Source organism: Lysobacter sp. MMG2, from assembly GCF_016735495.2.
GTDB lineage: Bacteria > Pseudomonadota > Gammaproteobacteria > Xanthomonadales > Xanthomonadaceae > Lysobacter_J.
The window spans coordinates 866,690-884,558 of record NZ_JAERQY020000002.1; the positions used below are offsets into that span (position 1 = coordinate 866,690).

A 17,869-nucleotide genomic window follows, 5' to 3' on the forward strand; every position below is an offset into this window, starting at 1 on the left:
CCCACGTGCTTACCACGCCGCCCCTCTCGCTCTACGTCCACCTGCCCTGGTGCGTGCGCAAGTGCCCGTACTGCGATTTCAATTCGCACGAAGGGCGCGGCGCGCTGCCGTTCGACACCTACGTCGATGCCCTGCTGGCCGACCTGGACTACGACCTGCCGCTGGTCTGGGGTCGCACCGTGCACTCGGTGTTCTTGGGCGGCGGCACGCCGAGCCTGTTCCCGCCCGAGCACATCGACCGCTTCCTGCAGGCCGCCAGCAGCCGCCTGCGCTTCGCGCCGGGTTGCGAGATCACGCTGGAAACCAACCCCGGCACCGCCGAGCACGGCCGCTTCGAGCTCTACCGCGCCGCCGGCGTGAACCGCCTGAGCTTCGGCATCCAGAGTTTCGACGACGACAGCCTCAAGCGCCTGGGCCGCATCCACGACAGCGCCGAGGCCGAGGCGGCGGTGAAGCTGGCGCAGGACGCCGGCTTCGACAACTTCAACCTGGACCTGATGTACGCCCTGCCCGGGCAGACGCTGGCGATGGCCGAGCACGACCTGGCGCGCGCCTTCGCCCTGCAGCCCACGCACGTCAGCCACTACCAGCTGACGCTGGAGCCGAACACCGTCTTCGCCGCGCGCCCGCCGCGCGACATCCCCGACGACGACGCCAGCTGGGACATGCAGGAGCACTGCCAGGCGATGCTCGCGCAGGCGGGCTACGCACAGTACGAAGTCAGCGCCTACGCGCAGCCCGGCCGGCAGTGCCTGCACAACCTCAACTACTGGCAGTACGGCGACTACCTGGGCATCGGCGCGGGCGCGCACGGCAAGATCACCCTGGGCGCCGAACAGGACATCCTGCGTCGCTGGAAGGTCAAGCACCCGACCCAGTACCTCGCCCGCGCCGGGCATGCCGAGGCGATCGGCGGCGACGACCGCATCGCCCCGGACCGGCGCGCGTTCGAATACATGCTCAATGCGCTGCGACTGGTGGACGGGTTCTCGCTCGACGCTTTCGATGCGCGCACCGGGCTGCCGCGTTCGACCATCTCCGCGCAACTCGATGCTGCAGTCGCGCAGGGGTGGCTGGCGATCGACGGCGATCGCGTGCGTCCGACCGAGCTCGGCCGGCGCTTCACCAACGACGTCATCGAGCTCTTCCTCGACGGCGGGACCGGGACCACGTCCGCGCACGAAGTGGCCGGCTACACGGTGGTCTGATCGTCGCGGAAACACGGCATTCGCCGCGCATTCCTTCGAAAGTGGCGCTTCGCTCCCGCGCCGGCAGGGCGGTCGCGGCCGCTCGGATTGTCCAGTGGACAATCGCGTTCGCCGGGTCACGCTGGCCGCTGTTTATCTCTCGCGCCGTTTCATCGAGTGGTCGCCCCCTGAGGGACCGCCTGAGCGGCAAGGCTGGCGGGGCACGATGGGCCGATGCATGATCGTCCCGATCGACACGGTGATCCCGCATGTCCGCAACGTTCGAACCTCTTGGCAGTTCGATCCCTCGCCCTACCCTCGCCTCGGCCGCGCTGCCCAGGCGCGTGCGGCGAGTGCTCGAGCATCTCTACGCGCTGGTCTCGGACGAAATGTCCCGCCAGCTCGAGGCGATGCTCGGCGAGTTCGAGCAGCAACTTTTCAAGCACGCCGACCTGGCGCGCAATCCCGCGCAGCAGGCCAGCCACCTTGAAACCCTGCGCACCACGCGACTCAACCGCGCCGACCTGGTACCGCGCTTCCTGGCGCTGGTCGAGAGCGAGCTGACGACGATCCGCGATCCGATCGCCGCGCCCGTGGAGGGCGACGGCGCCGTGCCGGCCTTCCGCGACCTGCGCCTGGTCGAGCACGGGGAGGTCGACGAGGCCAACCAACTGCACACCATCGCCGCGCGCCAGGAATCCCGCGCCGGCTTGCCGCTGCTGCTGCTCGGCCAGCGCTTCGGCGTGCTGGCGGGGCAGCCGGCCTTCGATGCGGAGCGGCTGCCGGTGGGGCCCTATGCGCTGGGGCGCATCCTGTCCGAGGCCGCGCACGCGCTGCAGATCAGCGCCGAAGCGCGACTGCATCTGTACAAGGTCTTCGATCACCAGGTCATGACCGGCTACGCCCAGCTGGTGGAGACGATGAACGCCCTGCTCGCGCGCGAGAACGTGCTGCCGAGCCTGTCGTTCGTGCCGGTGCGTCCGCGCTCGCCGCAGCGGCAGGACGCCCCGCGACGCGGCGGCGACCCGACCGATGCGGCCCCGGGCCGCCAGCGACCGATGACCGCCTGGCCCGGCCAGCCCGACGACGATCCGTCGAGCCCGGCGATGGAGGACGAGGCCTTCGCGCTGTTGCAGCAGTTGCTGTCCGCGCGACGCGACCTGGTGGGCAAGCTGCGCCCCGGCTCTGACAGCGGCGCGGCGCGGCCCACGCTGACCCGGGATGAATTGGTCAACGCGCTGGCCTCGTTGCAGGACCTGCCGCTGCACCAGAGCCCGCCGCGCAACCTCACCGACGTGCGCCAGACGCTGCTCGCGCAGGCGCGCCAGCAGCGTGGCGAGGCGGCATTCCTGTCGCGCGACGACAGCGATGCCTTCGAGCTGCTGGACCTGTTCTACAACGAGATCGGCCGCGAACTGCGCACCGACGCCGCAGTCTCCACCCTGCTCAACCGCCTGCAGGTGCCGCTGGTGCGGCTGGCGCTGCAGGATCGCGGCTTCTTCGTCCGCAACGAACATCCGGCACGCCAGTTGCTCAACGCCGTCGCCGAGGCGGGCGCGCACTGGGTTCCCAAGGACGAAACCGACCCGCAGCTCAACGACCAGCTGCGCCGTGCGGTGGACCACGTCGTGGAGAACTACGACGGCGACCCCGGCGTGTTCGAGAACGCCAACCGCCAGCTGCAGGACCACCTGCGTTCGATGGCGCGCAAGGCGGAAGTCGCCGAGCGCCGGCACGTCGAAGCCGCGCGCGGCAAGGAGAAGCTGGTGATGGCCAAGCGCCAGGCCAGCGAGGCGATCACCGGCATCATCAGCGACCAGAAACTGCCGCGCTTCGTGCAGACGCTGCTGAGCCAGGCGTGGACGGACGTGCTCACCCTGACCCTGCTGCGCAGCGGCGAGGATTCGGAGGAATGGCAACGCCAGTTGGCCGCGACGCGCGAGATCGTCGCCGCCAATGTGGCGGGGCAACGCGGGCAGGTCACGCATGCACTGGGCGAGGACATCGAGGCCGCGCTGACGCAGGTCGGCTACCACGTCGAGGACGCCGGCGCGATCTCGCGCCAGCTCGTCACCGGCGCGGCGGCGGCCAATGACGACGACGCCGCCTCGCGCACCGAACTGGCGCTCAAGCTCAAGGCGCGCACCCGCCTGGGCACCGAAGAAGCGCCTGCACCGAAGCTTCCCGATCGCTCGCCCAAGGAACAGGAGTGCTGGCGCCACCTGCGCACGCTTCCGTTCGGGACGTGGTTCGAGTTCGACCTGGGCGAAACCGGCGAGGTCGTGCGCCGCCGCCTGTCGTGGTTCAGTCCGGTCACCGACAACGCGCTGTTCGTGAACCAGCGCGGCCAGCGCGTGGCGGAGCAGTCGCTGGACAGCCTCGCGCGGCACATGTCCGCCGGGCGCGTGCGTATCGTCACCGAAGAAAAGAGCCGGTTGGTGGATCGCGCCTGGAGCGCCGTGATGGGCGCACTCGGCCAGCTCGTCGGACACAACAGCACCTCGGAGGCTCACGCATGATGGAAGAGTTCCGCCGCGCACGCCGCCGTGCGATCCAGGACCCGGTCCAGGTCGTCGACACCATGACCGACACCGTGATCGGCCAGCTCAGCAACTTGTCGGAGACCGGCATGCTGCTGATCGCGACCACGCCACTGGTGGAGGACGGTCTGTACCAGCTGCGCTTCAACCTGCGCGGCGCCCCGCACCAGAACGGCTATTCCAACAGCGCGCCGATCGAAGTCGGCGCGCACCTGCTGTGGCAGGACGACACCAGCACGCCGGGCCAGACGTGGTCGGGCTTCCGCTTCATCACCATGCTGGAGAGCGAGCTGCAGCAGCTTCGCCACTGGCTGGAATCCGGGCACGGCAAGCCGATCTGAACAGGCCGCGTGCCGCGCGCCGCGCATGAGGCGCGCCTGAGTCGCCCTCCCCTGCGTGCAGGGGGGGTGCGGAAGAGTCGCGAAGCCGCGCAGCGGCGAGCTCCCTGTACGAACGTTCGGCGCATACGCGCCTCACACCCCCTCCCAACCTCCCCGTGCAAAGCGGGGAGAAGCAGAATGCCCGCGGCTTTGCGGCAGAATAGGCGCAAGAAATTCGCCCCAGACCGCATTCGAATGACCACTGTCGCCGAGCTTTACCCGCACCATCTGTCCCAGCTGCACCGCCGCACCGAGCAGGCCCTGGCCCGCGGCGGCTTCGAGCATCTGGTCGTGCCCAGCGGCACGTCGCACTACCAGGTCTTCGACGACCGCGACTACCCGTACGCGGTGAATCCGCAGTTCAAGGCCTGGCTGCCGCTCACGCGCGCGCCGGGCAGCTGGCTGGTCGTCACGCCGGGCCAGAAGCCCAAGCTGATCTTCCTGCAGCCGTTCGACTACTGGCACGTCGTGCCGTCGGCGCCGAGCGGTTACTGGGTCGAGCACTTCGACATCGTCGTCATCCGCACACCGCAGGAAGCGCTGCAGCACCTGCCGGCGAATCCGGCGCGCTGCGCGATCCTGGGCGAGCCGCTCAGCGCGGTCGGCGGCTTCGTGCCGAACAACCCGGCGCCGGTGGTGAACTACTTGGAGTACCACCGCGCGTTCAAGACGCCGTACGAAATCGAGATGATGCGCCAGGCCACGCGCCGCGGCGTGCGTGCGCACCGCGCGGCCGAGCGCGCGTTCCGCGCCGGCGCGAGCGAGTTCGGCATCCACCTGGTCTATTGCCAGGCCGCCGCGCAGGACGCCGACGACCTGCCGTACAGCAACATCATCGCGCTCAACGAGCACGGCGCCGTGCTGCATTACACCGACCGCGACGTGGTCGCCCCGCAATCGCCGCGCAGCTTCCTCATCGACGCCGGCGCCGCGCACCACGGCTACGCCTGCGACATCACGCGCACCTACGCGCACGATGCCGGCAGTGAGTTCCAGGCGATGATCGACGCCGTCGACGGCGCGCAGCTGAAGATGTGCGACCAGGTGCGCGCGGGCGTGGACTACAGGCAGATCCACCTCGACGCGCACCTCGCGCTGGCGAACGTGCTGAAGGACTTCGGCGTCATCAACGTTTCGCCCGAAGCCGCCGTCGCCACGGGTGTGAGCAGCGCGTTCTTCCCGCACGGCATCGGCCACGGCATCGGCCTGCAGGTGCACGACGTGGCCGGCTTTGCGGCCAGCGACGAAGGCGGCACGATCGCCAAGCCGGACGGCCATCCGTACCTGCGCCTGACGCGCGTACTGGAGCCTGGCATGGTGGTGACGATCGAGCCGGGCCTGTACTTCATCGACATGCTGCTGGACGAAGTGAAGAAGAACGGCCACGGCGACAGCATCGACTGGGCGCGCGTGGACGCGTTCAAACCCTTCGGCGGCATCCGCATCGAGGACGATGTGGCCTGCACCGATGTGGCGCCGTTGAACCTCACGCGCGAGGGGTTCGCAGCCTAGCTGCGCACTGCCGCGTAGGCTGCGAACGACCGGCCATGGATGGATGGCCGGGCCGGGCGATCCGAAGCCGGCGCGCCATCGCCATGGCAGCCGTGCGTCTTCGATGCCGAACTGCCGGAACAAGGGCCCCGCACCCGGAGCTCCTCGTAGCCCGGGTAAGGCCGTAGGCCGCACCCGGGGCGCGGGGCGGCAGGGTTCCCGGGTGCGCTTCGCTTACCCGGGCTACGGGGCTACGGGGCTACGGGGCTGGATCGACTCAAGCCGGCGAAAAGTCCCGCTGCGCGCTCAATCCTTCGTTCGCCGCCACGTCCGCGTGGTAGGTCGTGTAGACGATCACCGGAATCCCGAGTTCGCCCAGGTGCTGCACCAGCGGCCGCACGTCCACCCATTCCAGGCCGCCCACGCCGGTCGCCAGTCGCGGCAACGCGAGGCTGCGGATGCCTTCTTCGCGCACATGCCGCGCCAATGCCTTGAGCGAGTGACTGACGTTGAGCAGGCTCGCCTTGCCCGCATGGCCGCGATGCATGTCCTGCGTCAGCAGGTTCACGATCTCGATGCGCCGGCCGCCCTCGTCCACGCCGCTCCACGCCCAGATGTCGCCGGGTTCCAGCGGCTCGCGGCGCATCGCGTGGCGATAGTCGCGCACCATCGACGGCCACCGTTCGCGCAGCGCCAGCGCCAGTCCGCTGTCGAAATGATCTTCCGGCGCGATGCCGTGTGCGATGACCTGCGCGTTCGTCAGCAGCAGATCGCCTTCCACTTCTTTGAGCATGGTCTGTCTCCTATGGGAACCGGACACCGCGTTCGACGGCGGTGATGGTTCGACCATAGGCTTCCGCGGACGCGGCTGTTTGATGCGGATCAAAGCGGTTGCGCGGTGCGGTTTACTGCGACGCGCCCCCCCTCTCCCTGGTCGCCTTCGGCGGCCTGTCCCTCTCCCGCAAGGGGAGAGGGAACACGGGCAGCTCAGCCGCGCGCGGCCATCAATGCTTCGATTTCGTCGGCGCTGCGCGCCAGCGCGTTGGTGAGCACTTCGGGTTCGTCGCGCGTCACGAGCACGTCGTCTTCCGTTCGGATGCCGATGCCGCGCCATTTCGCATCGACGGTGGTGTCGTCGCTCGACACGTACAGGCCCGGTTCGATGGTGAAGACCATGCCCGGTTCGAGCAGGCGCGATTCGCCGTCGAGGCGGTACTCGCCCACATCGTGCACGTCGAGCCCGAGCCAGTGGCCGGTCTTGTGCCGGTAGAAACGGCGGTAGCTGCCGTCGGCGAGATTCTTCTCCAGCTTGCCCTTGAGCAGGCCCAGGCGCAGCAGGCCTTCGGTCAACGTTTCCACTGCGGCAACGTGACCGGCTTCGTACGGGATGCCCGGACGAGCCACCGCTAGCGCGGCGGCCTGCGCCTCGCCGACGAGGTCGTGCAACACGCGCTGTTCCTTCGTGAAACGGCCGTTGACCGGGAACGTACGCGTGATGTCGGCCGCGTAGCCGCGGTACTCGGCGCCGGCGTCGATGAGGACGAGTTCGCCGTCCTTCGCCTGCGCGCCGTTGGCGCGGTAGTGCAGCACGCAGGCGTTGGCGCCCGCACCGACGATGCTGCTGTACGCCGGATCGGCGTCGTTCGCACGGAACACGCGTTCGACTTCGGCCTGCAGCTGGTACTCGTGCACGCCCGGTCGCGCGGCGTGCATTGCCGCTTCGTGCGCCAGCACGCTGATGTCGGCGGCGCGCTGCATCAGGCGCAGTTCGTCGCGGTCCTTGAACAGGCGCAGTTCGTCGAGCAAGTGGCCCAGCTCGAGGAATTCGTGCGGCGGCTGCGCGCCCTGGCGCACCATCGCGCGCACGCGGTTGAGCCAGCCGATCAGCTTGAGGTCGAACTCCTGGTCGCGCCCGAAGTGGTAGTACACGCGCGAGCGGCCTTCGAGCAGGCCGGGCAGGATGTCGTCGAGGTCGGTGATGGGATACGCGTCGTCGAGGCCGAATGCTTCCACCGCGCCTTCCGGACCGAAACGCGGGCCGTCCCAACCTTCGCGCTCGGGATCGCGCTCGCGGCAGAACAGGATCACCTCGCCGTGTTTGCGGCCGGGCACCAGCACCAGCACCGCTTCGGGCTCGGGAAAGCCGGTGAGGTAGAGCAGGTCCGAATCCTGCCGGTACGGATAGTGCGTGTCGCGGCTGCGGATGCGTTCGGGCGCGGACGGGAGGATCGCGATCGCGTCGTCGCCGGCCATGCGCATGAGCTGCTTGCGGCGCTTCGCGTAGGCCTTGTCGGGGATTCGGAGGGCTTTGTGCATTTGACTTGGGATTGGAGATTCGGGATTCGGGATTCGATGGAAAAGCGGGGCATTCATGCTTTCGCTCTTGCGAATCCCCAATCCCGAATCCCGAATACCTAAGTCAGTTCAACTTCTGCCGATGCTGCGCCGCCAGCGCGCAGTCGCCGTGCAGCAGCAGCACGGCCACGCGCACGAACTCTTCGATTTCCACCAGCGCTTCCTCGTCTTCCTCGTCGCCGTCGCTCTGCGCCTGCGCGGCGGCGAGCTTGGCCAGGTCGCCGAGCGCTTCACGGCTCTCTTCCGACAGGCGCGGCTTGGCGCCGGCGGACAGTCCGAAGCCACCCAGGAATCCGCGGCACCACTCGAACAGCGCGCCGCTGCGCTCGGCCAGGGAGGCGTCGGCGTCGGGCAGCAGGAGGGCGAAGTCGAAGCTGCGGTCGGCCAGCTGCGCGGCGCTGGCCAGGCGCAGTTCGTCCAGCGCAGTGCCGGGGGCCGGCGTCGGCAGGGCGTCGTCGGCCAGCACCTTGGCCGGCCACTCCCGCAGCGAGGCACCGCCGCCGGCCAGCCAGCCGCACAGGCCGCCGTGGAGTTCATAGGGAGAAGCGGCGAGCGCCAGCTGGCGGCTCTCGGCCTCGATTGCGGTCACGTCGGGCAGTTCGATTTCGGACACGAGGACTGGAAACTGGGTTGAAAGCGGGGGACGGGCCGCAGTGTAACAACCCGATGGTTGTTGCCGGCGCGAACGCCTGCCTACACTGCGCACAGCAGCGCTGCAGACGCTGCCAAGGGGTGTTTCGTTGCATCGCCAGACCTTCTTCTCCGCCGCCCGGCTGGCCGGGTCGGCATTCGTGCTCGTGGCAGCCCTGGCCGGGACGGCGGGCGCCGCCACGCGGGATTTCTACTTCGACCGCCTGGGCAGCGATCGGGGATTGGTCCAGAACACCGTCACCGCGCTCGCCCAGGACAGCCAGGGCTACGTCTGGGTGGCCACGCAGGGCGGCCTGCACCGTTACGACGGCCAGCGCTACCTGCCCTACCGGCACAACCCGCGCGACCCGGCGAGCCTGCCCGACAGCCACATCACCGCGCTGGCGCTCGACGGCGACAAGGCGCTGTGGGTCGGCACCTATTCCGAATACCTCAGCCGGCTGGACCTGGCCAACGGTCAGATCCGCCGTTTCCGCGCGTCGGGCAACGCGCATCCGCACCGCCAGGTGATGGCCGTGCTGCCGCACCGCGGGCAGGTCTGGGTCGGGACGATGGCCGGCCTGGAGCGGCTGGACCCACAGACCACGCAGCGCCAGACCGTCGTGCCGCTGGAGACGCAGGTGCTGGGCAGCGCCAGCCGGCAGAGCCTGCTGGTCACGCGCGATGGCGTGGCCTGGTGGGGCGGCCCGCAGGGGCTGTACCGGCTCGACGGCAGCCTGCCCGAACGCATCGGCCCGGCCGACGCGGTGACATCACTGTTCCAGGACGGCGCCGGCCAGCTCTGGCTGGGCCGTCGCGACGGGCTGTTCCGGCTGCACAGCAACGGCCGCGAGCTGGTGCGCGCCTGGCCGCAGCAAGCCTGGGCGGAGGACTCCGTGCCGATGGTGCGCGCGATCGCGCAGGCGCCGGACCGGCACCTGTGGTTCTCCGTGTACGGCTACGGCCTGCGCCGGTTCGACCCGGTGTCGGGTCAGGTCGAAGAGGTGCGCGAGGAGCCGGGCATCGATGCCAGTCTCCCGGACGACTCCATCAACACCCTGATGATCGACCGCGGCGGCATGCTGTGGACCGGCGGCCAGTTCCGCGGCATCGCCGTCACCGATCCGCGCGGCACGCGGTTCCGCTACGTGTTCAACCTGGAGCACCCGCGCCGGCCGGACAGCCCGGCTTCGGCCGACAGCATCCGTTCGGTCGTGCAGGGGCAGGACGGCGCGCTGTGGCTCGGCACGGACAACGCACGTCTGTTCCGTTACGCCCAGGACGAAGACCGCTTCGAGGACCTGAGCGCGCTGCTCACCGAAGACGGACGCTCGCCGCACGTCACCGCCTTCGCCCCCGCCGACCCGAACGACCTGTGGGTGGCGACCGACGCCGGCCTGTTCCGCCTGGACCCGCAGCGACGCGCGGCGCGGTCGATGCCGGTGCCGGAACTCGGCCGCACGCCGCTGCGCACGCTGAGCCTGGGCCGCGACGGCACGTTGTGGATCGGCAGCCATGGCTACGGCGTGTATCGCTACCGTCCCGACAGTGGTGAACTGACCCACTACGCCTATCGCGAGAACGACCCCAGCGGCCTGAGTTATCCGGTCGTGCATGCCATCGTCGAAGACCGCCACGGCCACGTGTGGTTCGGCACCGGCGATGGTCTGGACGTGCTCGATCCCGCGACGGGACGCCTGCGTCATTTCCGCCACTCCAACACCGACGCGGAAAGCCTCCCCGGCAACCGCGTGCGCGCACTGCACCTGGCGCACGACGGTTCGCTGTGGGTCGGTACGCACGCCGGACTGAGCCGCGTGGTGGAAGAGAAGGACGGCCGCGTGCGCTTCGCCCACCCGCTCACGGGCACGCTCAGCAGCAGCCTGGTGCCGGTGGTGTTCGCCATCGCCGAAGCGCCCGCGGGGCGCCTGTGGTTGAGCACGCAGGCGGGCATCATCAGCTACGACATCCACAACGAGCGCACGCGCAACTACGGCCTCGCCGACGGCCTGCAGGACCTGGAGTTCCACGGCGGCTCGGTCGCGCAGCTCAACGATGGCCGGGTGGTCTTCGGGGGCGTTCGCGGGCTCAACCTGTTCGACCCCAGGCGCATGCCCGAATCCGGCTATACGGCGCCGCTGCGCCTGCTGGGCGCGTGGGTGGGCAGCCAGGCGAAGGCCGATCCGCGATCGCTGTGGCGGGCACCGAACCTGGAGCTGGACGAAGGCGACGGCCTGCTGCGCCTGCGTATCGGCGCGCTGGATTTCGCGCCCACCGCGGCCACGCGCTACCGCTACCGCATGGACGGCTTCGAGAAGGACTGGATCGACAACGGCACCGCGCAGGATGTCACCTATTCGCGCCTTCCGTTCGGCCATTACACGTTCCTCGCGCAGGCCACCAACCGCCATGGCGTCTGGAACGAACGCACGCTGGAGATCCCGGTCTACGTCGCGCCGCCGCTGTGGCGGCATCCGCTGGTGATCGCCGCGGGCGTGCTGGCGTTGCTTGCGCTCATCGGCGGACTGGCATGGCGCCGGCATCAGGATCGCCGTCGCGAGCGTGGCTACTTCGCCCAGATCCGCGAACGCGACGAACGCCTCAAGCTCGCGCTGTGGGCTTCCGGCGAACAGTTCTGGGACTACGACCTGGAACGTCGCGTGCTGCGCCGCACGCGCGCCGACGACCAGGCCGTGACACCGGACCTCGGCGTGCAGACGCTGGTGGAAGCGAACCTGCAGATCCACCCGGACGACCTGCCGCATGCCATCGCGCAGCTGCGCCGGCATCTGCGCGGCGAGTCGGCGCTGTACCTGTCCGAACACCGCGTGCGCGAACCCGATGGCAAATGGGTGTGGATGCGCGCACGCGGGCGCGTGGTGGAACGCGACGCCACCGGCCGCGCCCTGCGCGTGGCCGGCACCGCGCGCGACATCACCGCCAGCCGCAGCGCCGAGCGCGACCGCCGCATCGCCGGCCAGGTGCTCAACAGCATGATCGAAGCGGTGGCGGTGTTCGACCGCGAGTTCCGCTTCGTCTCGGTCAACCCCGCCTTCACCCGCATGACGGGCTACACCGACGCGGAAGTGATCGGCCGCCCGACCCGACTGCTGGACAGCGACCAGCACGACCCGGCGTTCTACCAGCACGTGCGCAGCGAACTGCGCCGCAATGGCCGCTGGTCCGGCGAGATCTGGCAGCAGCGCAAGAACGGCGACGAATTCCTGTGCTGGTTCCAGGGCAGCGAAGTGCTCGATGCCGGCGGCCAGCACGGCCACTACGTCGCGGTGCTGGGCGACATCACCGACCAGAAGCGCGCCGAGCAGGAACTGCGCTACCTCGCCAACTACGACACGCTGACCAGCCTGCCCAATCGCGCGCTGCTGTCGGAACGCCTGTCGCGGGCGATCGTGAAAGCGCGCCGGCAGAACACGCGCATCGCGATGCTGTTCCTGGACCTGGACCGCTTCAAGGACATCAACGATTCGCTCGGCCACGCTGCGGGCGACCGCATCCTGCGCGCGGCCGCGCATCGCCTGCAACAGGCGGTGGGCGCGCAGCACACGGTCGCGCGCCTGGGCGGCGACGAGTTCACGGTGCTGCTGGAGAACCTGGAAAGCGTCGAGCATTCCGAGCAGGTCGCGCGCGACGTGCTGGCGGCGTTCGAAGCGCCGCTGGACCTGGACCAGCGCCATGACGTCGTCATTTCGCCCTCGATCGGCATCAGCCTGTACCCCGATCACGCGACGGTGCCGACGGACCTGCTCAAGCATGCCGACACCGCGATGTACCAGGCCAAGGCCGCGGGCCGTCGCACCTTCATGCGCTATACCGAGGCGATGGACGTGGAGATCCGCGGTCGCGCGACGATCTCCGCGGCCTTGCGCGGCGTGCTCGATCGCAACGAGTTGCGCCTGGTCTTCCAGCCGAAGCTGTCGCTGGACCATTCGCGCATCACCGGCGTGGAAGCGCTGCTGCGGTGGACCAGTCCGGAATTGGGCGATATCTCGCCGGCGCAGTTCATCCCGCTGGCGGAGGAAAGCGGGCAGATTCTGGACATCGGCGAATGGGCCCTGCGCGAAGCGTGCAGCGTCCTCAAGGGCTGGCGCCTGCGCGGCCTGGACCAGCTGACGATGGCGGTGAACGTGTCGGCGCTGCAGCTGCTGCGCGGCAACCTGCCCAAGCAGGTCGCGCGTGCACTGGTGGAGAGCGGCGTGCCGCCGGAGATGCTCCAGCTGGAACTGACCGAAAGCGTGATCATGGCCAACGCCGGGCAGACCTCGGCGACGCTGGACGCGCTGCGTTCGCTGGGCGTGGGCCTGGCCATCGACGACTTCGGCACCGGCTATTCGTCGCTGGCCTATCTCAAGCGCCTACCGATCCACACGCTGAAGATCGACAAGGAGTTCATCGGCGACCTCACCCGCGACGCCGACGACGAGGCCATCACCACCACGGTCATCGCGATGGCGCATTCGCTGGGCCTGACCGTGATCGCCGAGGGCGTGGAGACCGAGGCGCAGATGCAGTTCCTGCGCGGGCGCGGCTGCGACGAGATCCAGGGGTATTGGCTCGCCCGCCCGCTGGAGGCCGCCAGCTGCCTGTCCTTCATCCGCGCCTGGACGCCGCACTCGGTGCCGGTGGGCAGCGGGACGGTGGGCACGGTCTCCTGACCGGGTGAACGGGCGCGCCGCCCCGTCCGGGCGCGCCCTTGACCCGTCACCCCGCCCTGCTATCGTGCCCGCCATGGAACAGGCCCAACTGATCGCCCAACTGCAGTCGCTGGCCGACCGTGTCGAGCAGTTGGCCGAACGTGCGCGTCGCCTCAACGAGGAGAACCGCAGCCTGCGCCAGCAACAGGAACAGCTGATGGGCGAACGCTCCACGCTGCTCGCCAAGAACGAACAGGCGCGCACGCGGGTCGAGGCGATGATCGCGCGGCTGAAGTCGCTGGAACAGCACACGTGAGCACGCCATGAGCACCACCAGCGAAGTCGTCAGCATCCGCCTGCTCGACCGCGAGTACACCGTGGGTTGCGAGCCCGGCGAACGCGACAGCCTGCAGTCGGCGGCGAAGCTGCTCGACAGCAAGATGCGCGAAGTCCGCGGCAATAACCGCATGGCGGCGCTCGATCGCGTCGCGGTGCTGGCGGCATTGAATCTCGCACACGATCTGCAGCAGCTGCGTGACGAACTGGCCGCGCGCGACCGCGAGCTGGAGCGCACGCTGAGCACGTTGCACCGTCGGCTGGACGATCTGTTCGACGCGCCGACGCGCTGATCGCAACACTGAACGGCGCTACGCGTTTCCGCACTGAATCATTCCATCGCCGGCACCGACGAGCGGGCACGCACGAACAGGTCAGCGCGCTATACTTCCGCCTCGTCCTCTGCTGTGCGCGACAGCGTGCGCAAACATTCGCCTTGCCCCTTAATGACGACACCGGGGGCGCGACGGAGGCCCGGAGTGCAAGTCCGCCTTGTAGCGGGAAGCCCGAAGGCATCCAAGCGTCCCCACTTGAACCCCGGGTTCAAGGTCGTTTCGCAAGCATCGTCATTGGCGGAGGACTTCCATCTCACGGTCGCGGCGGAAACGCCGCCACCCAGCTCGGGCGCGGATTCGCGCCCGAACTTTTTGTGCAGGACGCGAGCGCGCGTCCACCCGATGTTTCCCGTCCACCGGCCGGCCCCATGCCGCCGCACCACAGGATTCCGCGCTGCATGACGGTCGACCGCACGGCGCTGCGCCGCGAACTCCGCAACCGCCGCCGTGAGCTTCCCGCGGCGGAACGCATCGCCGCCGCCGAACGCCTCGCGCAACAACTGCTGGCCCTGCCCTTCGCGCCCGCATCGGGTTACGTCGCCGGCTACTGGGCCACGGACGGCGAGATCGCGCTGCACGTCTGGCAGCTTCGCCTGCCGCGCGAATGCATCTACTGCCTGCCGGTGCTCAGCGAGGACGGCCGCCTGCGCTTCGCACCCTGGCGTCCGGGCGATCCCCTGGTCAGCAACCGCCACGGCATTCCGGAGCCCGATATCGCCGAAACGTCACTGCTGGAGCCGGAGCAGATGAGCCTCGTCGTGGCACCGTTGGTGGCGTTCGATGAACGCGGGCACAGGCTCGGCATGGGCGGCGGTTGGTACGATCGAAGTTTCGCCTTCCGCCACCAGCACGCCGCACCACCGTGGCTGGTGGGAGCCGCGTTCGACGTGCAGCGCGTCGACGCACTCGACCGCGCCGACTGGGACGTAGCCCTGGATGCGGTCTGCACCGGATCGACCACGCTCGACTGCAGGAGCCCCGCATGAGCGCCCGCCGCCGCTACTGGCTGATGAAGTCCGAACCGGACACGTTCTCCATCGACGATCTGCAACGTGTCGGCACCGAGCCGTGGAACGGCGTGCGTAACTACCAGGCGCGCAATTTCATGCGCGACGGCATGCAGGTCGGCGACGGCGTGCTGTTTTACCACTCCAACACCGACGTGCCCGGCATCGTCGGCACGGCGACGGTGGCGAGTAAGGCTTACCCGGACGCGACGCAGTTCGATCCGAAATCCGACTACTACGACGCCAAGAGCTCGCGCGAGGAACCGCGCTGGTTCCTGGTGGACGTCGCGTTCGACCGCAAGCTCAAGCGCACGATCACGCTGGACGAACTGAAGCTGCATGCTGACAAGCTCGGCGAGGATTTCGCGCTGATCCGGCGGGGCAATCGCCTGTCGGTGCTGCCCGTGTCGTCGGCGCAGTGGAAGTACCTGCTTTCCCTCGAATGACGCTGCGCGCGCGGACGCGACGCGCTCCCCGAATCCCCCTCATCGAAGCAAACACCACATGAGCGAAGCCAAGCGCCTGGCCGGCGAGAAAGCCATCGAGTACGTCGAGGACGGCATGATCGTCGGTGTCGGCACCGGGTCCACCGTCGCCTTCTTCATCGACGCGCTGGCGCGCGTGAAGGACCGCATCAAGGGCGCGGTCTCGAGCTCGGAACAGAGCACGCAACGCCTGCGCGCGCACGGCATCGAAGTGCTCGACCTCAACGCCACCGGCACGCTGTCGCTGTATGTCGACGGCGCCGATGAGTGCGATCCCCACAAGCGTCTGATCAAGGGCGGCGGCGCGGCGCTCACGCGCGAGAAGATCATTGCCGAGGCCAGTCGCACCTTCGTGTGCATCGTCGACCCGAGCAAACGCGTGGACGTGCTGGGCAAGTTCCCGCTGCCGGTGGAAGTCATCCCGATGGCGCGCAGTCTGGTCGCGCGCGAAATCCAGGCCATGACGCGTGCACAGCCGGTATGGCGCCAGAATGCGGACGGCACCGGCGTGATCACCGACAACGGCAACGTCATCCTGGACATCCATGGTCTGTCGATCGTCGATCCGGTCGCACTGGAGCAGGCCATCAATCAGATTCCCGGCGTGGTCAGCGTGGGCCTGTTCGCGCGTCGGCCGGCCGACGTGGTGATCGTGGGCGGAGAGCCGCCGACGGTCCTGTGATTTCGAAGATCTCCGGGGTTGCGAGTCTCGTCTACTGAGATCCGCTCGGCCGACCATCGCATCGCATGCCCCGCGGCGACACCGCGGGGCGACACTTTCCTGGTCCGATCGACCGGCCCGGCCCGACATGACCCTGCGCTGCCTCTTCGTCGACTTCAACTCGTACTTCGCTTCGGTGGAGCAGTACGACGAGCCGGCATTGCTGGGGCGTCCGGTGGCCGTCGTGCCGGTGATGTCGGCCACCACCTGCGCCATCGCCGCCAGTTACGAGGCCAAGGCCTTCGGCGTGAAGACGGGAACGCCCGTCTGGGAGGCGCTGGAGCTGTGCCCCGACCTGGTGCTGCGCGAGGCACGGCCCGCGCGTTACATCGCCATGCATCACCGGCTGATGGCGGCGATCGAAGACTGCATTCCTCACGGAAAGGCCGAGTCGATCGATGAGGTGCCGTGCTGGTTGATCGGTCGCGAGCGCGAGCGCTCAAATGCCGAAGCGATTGCGCAGCGAATCAAGCAGCGCTTCGTCGACGAGGGCCTGAGTCCCGCGATCCGTTGCTCGATCGGCATCGCGCCCAACCGTTTCCTCGCCAAGACCGCTTCGGACATGCGCAAGCCGGACGGCTTGACCGTGCTGGAGGCAGAGGACCTTCCTCATGCGCTGCATGCGCTGGACCTGCGCGACTTCTGCGGGATCGGTCCGGCGGTGGAGCAACGCCTGCGTCGGGCCGGCATCCAGACCGCGGAACAGCTATGCGCGGCCTCGCGCCAGCAACTGCGCACCGCCTGGGGAAGCATCGAGGGCGAACGCTACTGGCTGCAACTTCGCGGCCATGAACTGCCGGGGCGAAGCGAAAAACGCGGCTCGCTCGGGCACTCGCACGTTCTGGGGCCGGAGTTGCGCAGCTTCGAAGGAGCGCGCGCGGTGCTGTTCAAGCTTCTCGCCAAGGCGGCGATGCGGCTAAGGCATGAAGGGCACTTGGCCGGCGGCATGTCGATACGGATCCGCTTCGTCGGCGCGGATGCCCGCTTCGAACGCGACCTTGCGTTCGCCCCGCTGGACGATACGCCGGCACTGCTGCGCCTGCTGGGCGACGAACTGGCATCGCTCGAATCCGACAGCCGGCAGCGGCGCTGGAATCCGAAGCGCAATCCGCCTCTATCGGTGGCCGTGACGCTGACCCAACTGGAGCCCGTGGGCAGCATTACCCAGGAGCTGATGGCGTCACGCGGGCGAGCCAAGGCGATCAGCGCCGCGCTGGATTCGATCAATCAACGTTATGGCAACAACACGCTCTACTTCGGGGCGATGCAGGAAGCGCTGGAGCAGGACGCGGCGCCGATGCGGATTCCCTTCTCCAAGATCCCGGAAACGGGGCTGGAAGAGGACGTGGCGGTGCGCAAACCTGCCGACACTGCCGAGGAACTGTGGCTGCAGCGCGAACGCCAGTTCAAGGTGATGGCCGAAGCGGCGCACCGCCAGGCGCAGACTCGCGCCGCCAAGCCGGCAGCGCGGTCGCCGGGCCCTTACGGCGCGGGAGGCTGGGCGCGTGGGGCGGGCGAGGATTCGGAAACTCCAGAAGGGTCCGGTTCGCTGTTTTGAGGGGAGGGATAACGCGGCGCTACCGCAGAGGTTTCGGCCGGTGTCTGTTTGTGCGCCCCGCGTGATCTAATTTTCGCCCGCGCAAAAAGAAGAAGGCCGGTCCTGTTGGACCGGCCTTCTGGGGTAAAGCCCCTGGCGATGACCTACTCTTGCATGGCTTAAGCCACACTACCATCGGCGCATGTGCGTTTC

The 17,869-nt window shown here is 68.7% G+C and carries 14 protein-coding genes and 1 other RNA gene; 12 read left to right on the plus strand and 3 right to left on the minus strand.

What is annotated here, in order from left to right:
* Positions 1–5 precede the first annotated feature (5 nt).
* The 4 genes from hemW (at position 6) to pepQ (ending at position 5,619) form a co-directional block, all read left to right on the plus strand.
* Positions 6–1,208, plus strand: a complete 1,203-nt coding sequence (hemW, locus tag JI752_RS11940) for a radical SAM family heme chaperone HemW (RefSeq protein ID WP_216964128.1) — start codon at positions 6–8, stop codon at positions 1,206–1,208.
* Positions 1,209–1,456: 248 nt separating this feature from the next.
* Positions 1,457–3,706, plus strand: coding sequence for a DUF1631 domain-containing protein (locus JI752_RS11945; protein ID WP_256448124.1), 2,250 nt, complete (start codon positions 1,457–1,459; stop codon positions 3,704–3,706).
* On the plus strand, positions 3,703–4,068 hold the full coding sequence (locus JI752_RS11950; RefSeq protein WP_216964132.1) for a PilZ domain-containing protein: 366 nt from the start codon (positions 3,703–3,705) through the stop codon (positions 4,066–4,068). Before JI752_RS11945 ends, JI752_RS11950 begins: the two co-directional genes overlap by 4 nt.
* A 234-nt stretch (positions 4,069–4,302) precedes the next feature.
* Positions 4,303–5,619 (plus strand): Xaa-Pro dipeptidase, encoded by a 1,317-nt coding sequence (gene pepQ / locus JI752_RS11955; protein WP_254200569.1) that lies wholly within the window; start codon positions 4,303–4,305, stop codon positions 5,617–5,619.
* 256 nt (positions 5,620–5,875) lie between these two features.
* Here pepQ and JI752_RS11960 read toward each other — a convergent pair whose 3' ends face one another.
* From JI752_RS11960 to JI752_RS11970, 3 genes are all read right to left on the minus strand, one after another.
* Positions 5,876–6,391: a macro domain-containing protein gene (locus JI752_RS11960; protein WP_216964136.1), complete on the minus strand. Its 516-nt coding sequence runs from the start codon at positions 6,389–6,391 to the stop codon at positions 5,876–5,878.
* A 194-nt stretch (positions 6,392–6,585) separates the two neighbouring features.
* Entirely contained in the window at positions 6,586–7,914 is a 1,329-nt protein-coding gene (locus JI752_RS11965; RefSeq protein ID WP_216964138.1) for an aminopeptidase P N-terminal domain-containing protein, read from the minus strand.
* Between the two features lie 103 nt (positions 7,915–8,017).
* Positions 8,018–8,557 (minus strand): UPF0149 family protein, encoded by a 540-nt coding sequence (locus tag JI752_RS11970; protein WP_216964341.1) that lies wholly within the window; start codon positions 8,555–8,557, stop codon positions 8,018–8,020.
* Positions 8,558–8,693: 136 nt separating this feature from the next.
* Here JI752_RS11970 and JI752_RS11975 point away from each other — a divergent pair, with 136 nt between their 5' ends.
* The 8 genes from JI752_RS11975 to JI752_RS12010 all read left to right on the plus strand — a co-directional run bounded on the left by JI752_RS11975 (position 8,694) and on the right by JI752_RS12010 (position 17,677).
* The gene (locus JI752_RS11975; RefSeq protein ID WP_216964140.1) at positions 8,694–13,256 is read left to right on the plus strand and encodes an EAL domain-containing protein; all 4,563 of its coding nucleotides are present in this window, start codon (positions 8,694–8,696) and stop codon (positions 13,254–13,256) included.
* A 73-nt stretch (positions 13,257–13,329) separates the two neighbouring features.
* Complete coding sequence (locus JI752_RS11980) at positions 13,330–13,551, plus strand: TIGR02449 family protein (protein ID WP_216964142.1); 222 nt, start codon at positions 13,330–13,332, stop codon at positions 13,549–13,551.
* A 7-nt stretch (positions 13,552–13,558) separates the two neighbouring features.
* Positions 13,559–13,864 (plus strand): cell division protein ZapA, encoded by a 306-nt coding sequence (locus JI752_RS11985; protein ID WP_216964144.1) that lies wholly within the window; start codon positions 13,559–13,561, stop codon positions 13,862–13,864.
* Between the two features lie 103 nt (positions 13,865–13,967).
* A non-coding RNA gene (gene ssrS, locus JI752_RS11990) (6S RNA) lies at positions 13,968–14,154 on the plus strand.
* A 150-nt stretch (positions 14,155–14,304) separates the two neighbouring features.
* On the plus strand, positions 14,305–14,892 hold the full coding sequence (locus tag JI752_RS11995; protein WP_216964147.1) for a 5-formyltetrahydrofolate cyclo-ligase: 588 nt from the start codon (positions 14,305–14,307) through the stop codon (positions 14,890–14,892).
* Positions 14,889–15,359, plus strand: a complete 471-nt coding sequence (locus tag JI752_RS12000; protein ID WP_216964149.1) for an EVE domain-containing protein — start codon at positions 14,889–14,891, stop codon at positions 15,357–15,359. Before JI752_RS11995 ends, JI752_RS12000 begins: the two co-directional genes overlap by 4 nt.
* A 58-nt stretch (positions 15,360–15,417) precedes the next feature.
* The gene (gene rpiA, locus JI752_RS12005; RefSeq protein ID WP_216964152.1) at positions 15,418–16,080 is read left to right on the plus strand and encodes a ribose-5-phosphate isomerase RpiA; all 663 of its coding nucleotides are present in this window, start codon (positions 15,418–15,420) and stop codon (positions 16,078–16,080) included.
* A 127-nt stretch (positions 16,081–16,207) separates the two neighbouring features.
* Complete coding sequence (locus JI752_RS12010) at positions 16,208–17,677, plus strand: hypothetical protein (RefSeq protein WP_216964154.1); 1,470 nt, start codon at positions 16,208–16,210, stop codon at positions 17,675–17,677.
* The last annotated feature ends 192 nt before the right edge of the window (positions 17,678–17,869 follow it).

What these genes read in the sequence shown, in the direction of transcription:
- JI752_RS11960 (WP_216964136.1), bottom strand. Translation starts at nt 6,391, where the DNA reads ATGCTCAAAGAAGTGGAAGGCGATCTGCTGCTGACGAACGCGCAGGTC.
- JI752_RS11985 (WP_216964144.1), top strand. Translation starts at nt 13,559, where the DNA reads ATGAGCACCACCAGCGAAGTCGTCAGCATCCGCCTGCTCGACCGCGAG.
- JI752_RS11950 (WP_216964132.1), top strand. Translation starts at nt 3,703, where the DNA reads ATGATGGAAGAGTTCCGCCGCGCACGCCGCCGTGCGATCCAGGACCCG.
- rpiA (WP_216964152.1), top strand. Translation starts at nt 15,418, where the DNA reads ATGAGCGAAGCCAAGCGCCTGGCCGGCGAGAAAGCCATCGAGTACGTC.
- JI752_RS11980 (WP_216964142.1), top strand. Translation starts at nt 13,330, where the DNA reads ATGGAACAGGCCCAACTGATCGCCCAACTGCAGTCGCTGGCCGACCGT.
- pepQ (WP_254200569.1), top strand. Translation starts at nt 4,303, where the DNA reads ATGACCACTGTCGCCGAGCTTTACCCGCACCATCTGTCCCAGCTGCAC.
- JI752_RS11965 (WP_216964138.1), bottom strand. Translation starts at nt 7,914, where the DNA reads ATGCACAAAGCCCTCCGAATCCCCGACAAGGCCTACGCGAAGCGCCGC.
- JI752_RS12010 (WP_216964154.1), top strand. Translation starts at nt 16,208, where the DNA reads ATGACCCTGCGCTGCCTCTTCGTCGACTTCAACTCGTACTTCGCTTCG.
- JI752_RS11945 (WP_256448124.1), top strand. Translation starts at nt 1,457, where the DNA reads ATGTCCGCAACGTTCGAACCTCTTGGCAGTTCGATCCCTCGCCCTACC.
- JI752_RS12000 (WP_216964149.1), top strand. Translation starts at nt 14,889, where the DNA reads ATGAGCGCCCGCCGCCGCTACTGGCTGATGAAGTCCGAACCGGACACG.
- JI752_RS11995 (WP_216964147.1), top strand. Translation starts at nt 14,305, where the DNA reads ATGACGGTCGACCGCACGGCGCTGCGCCGCGAACTCCGCAACCGCCGC.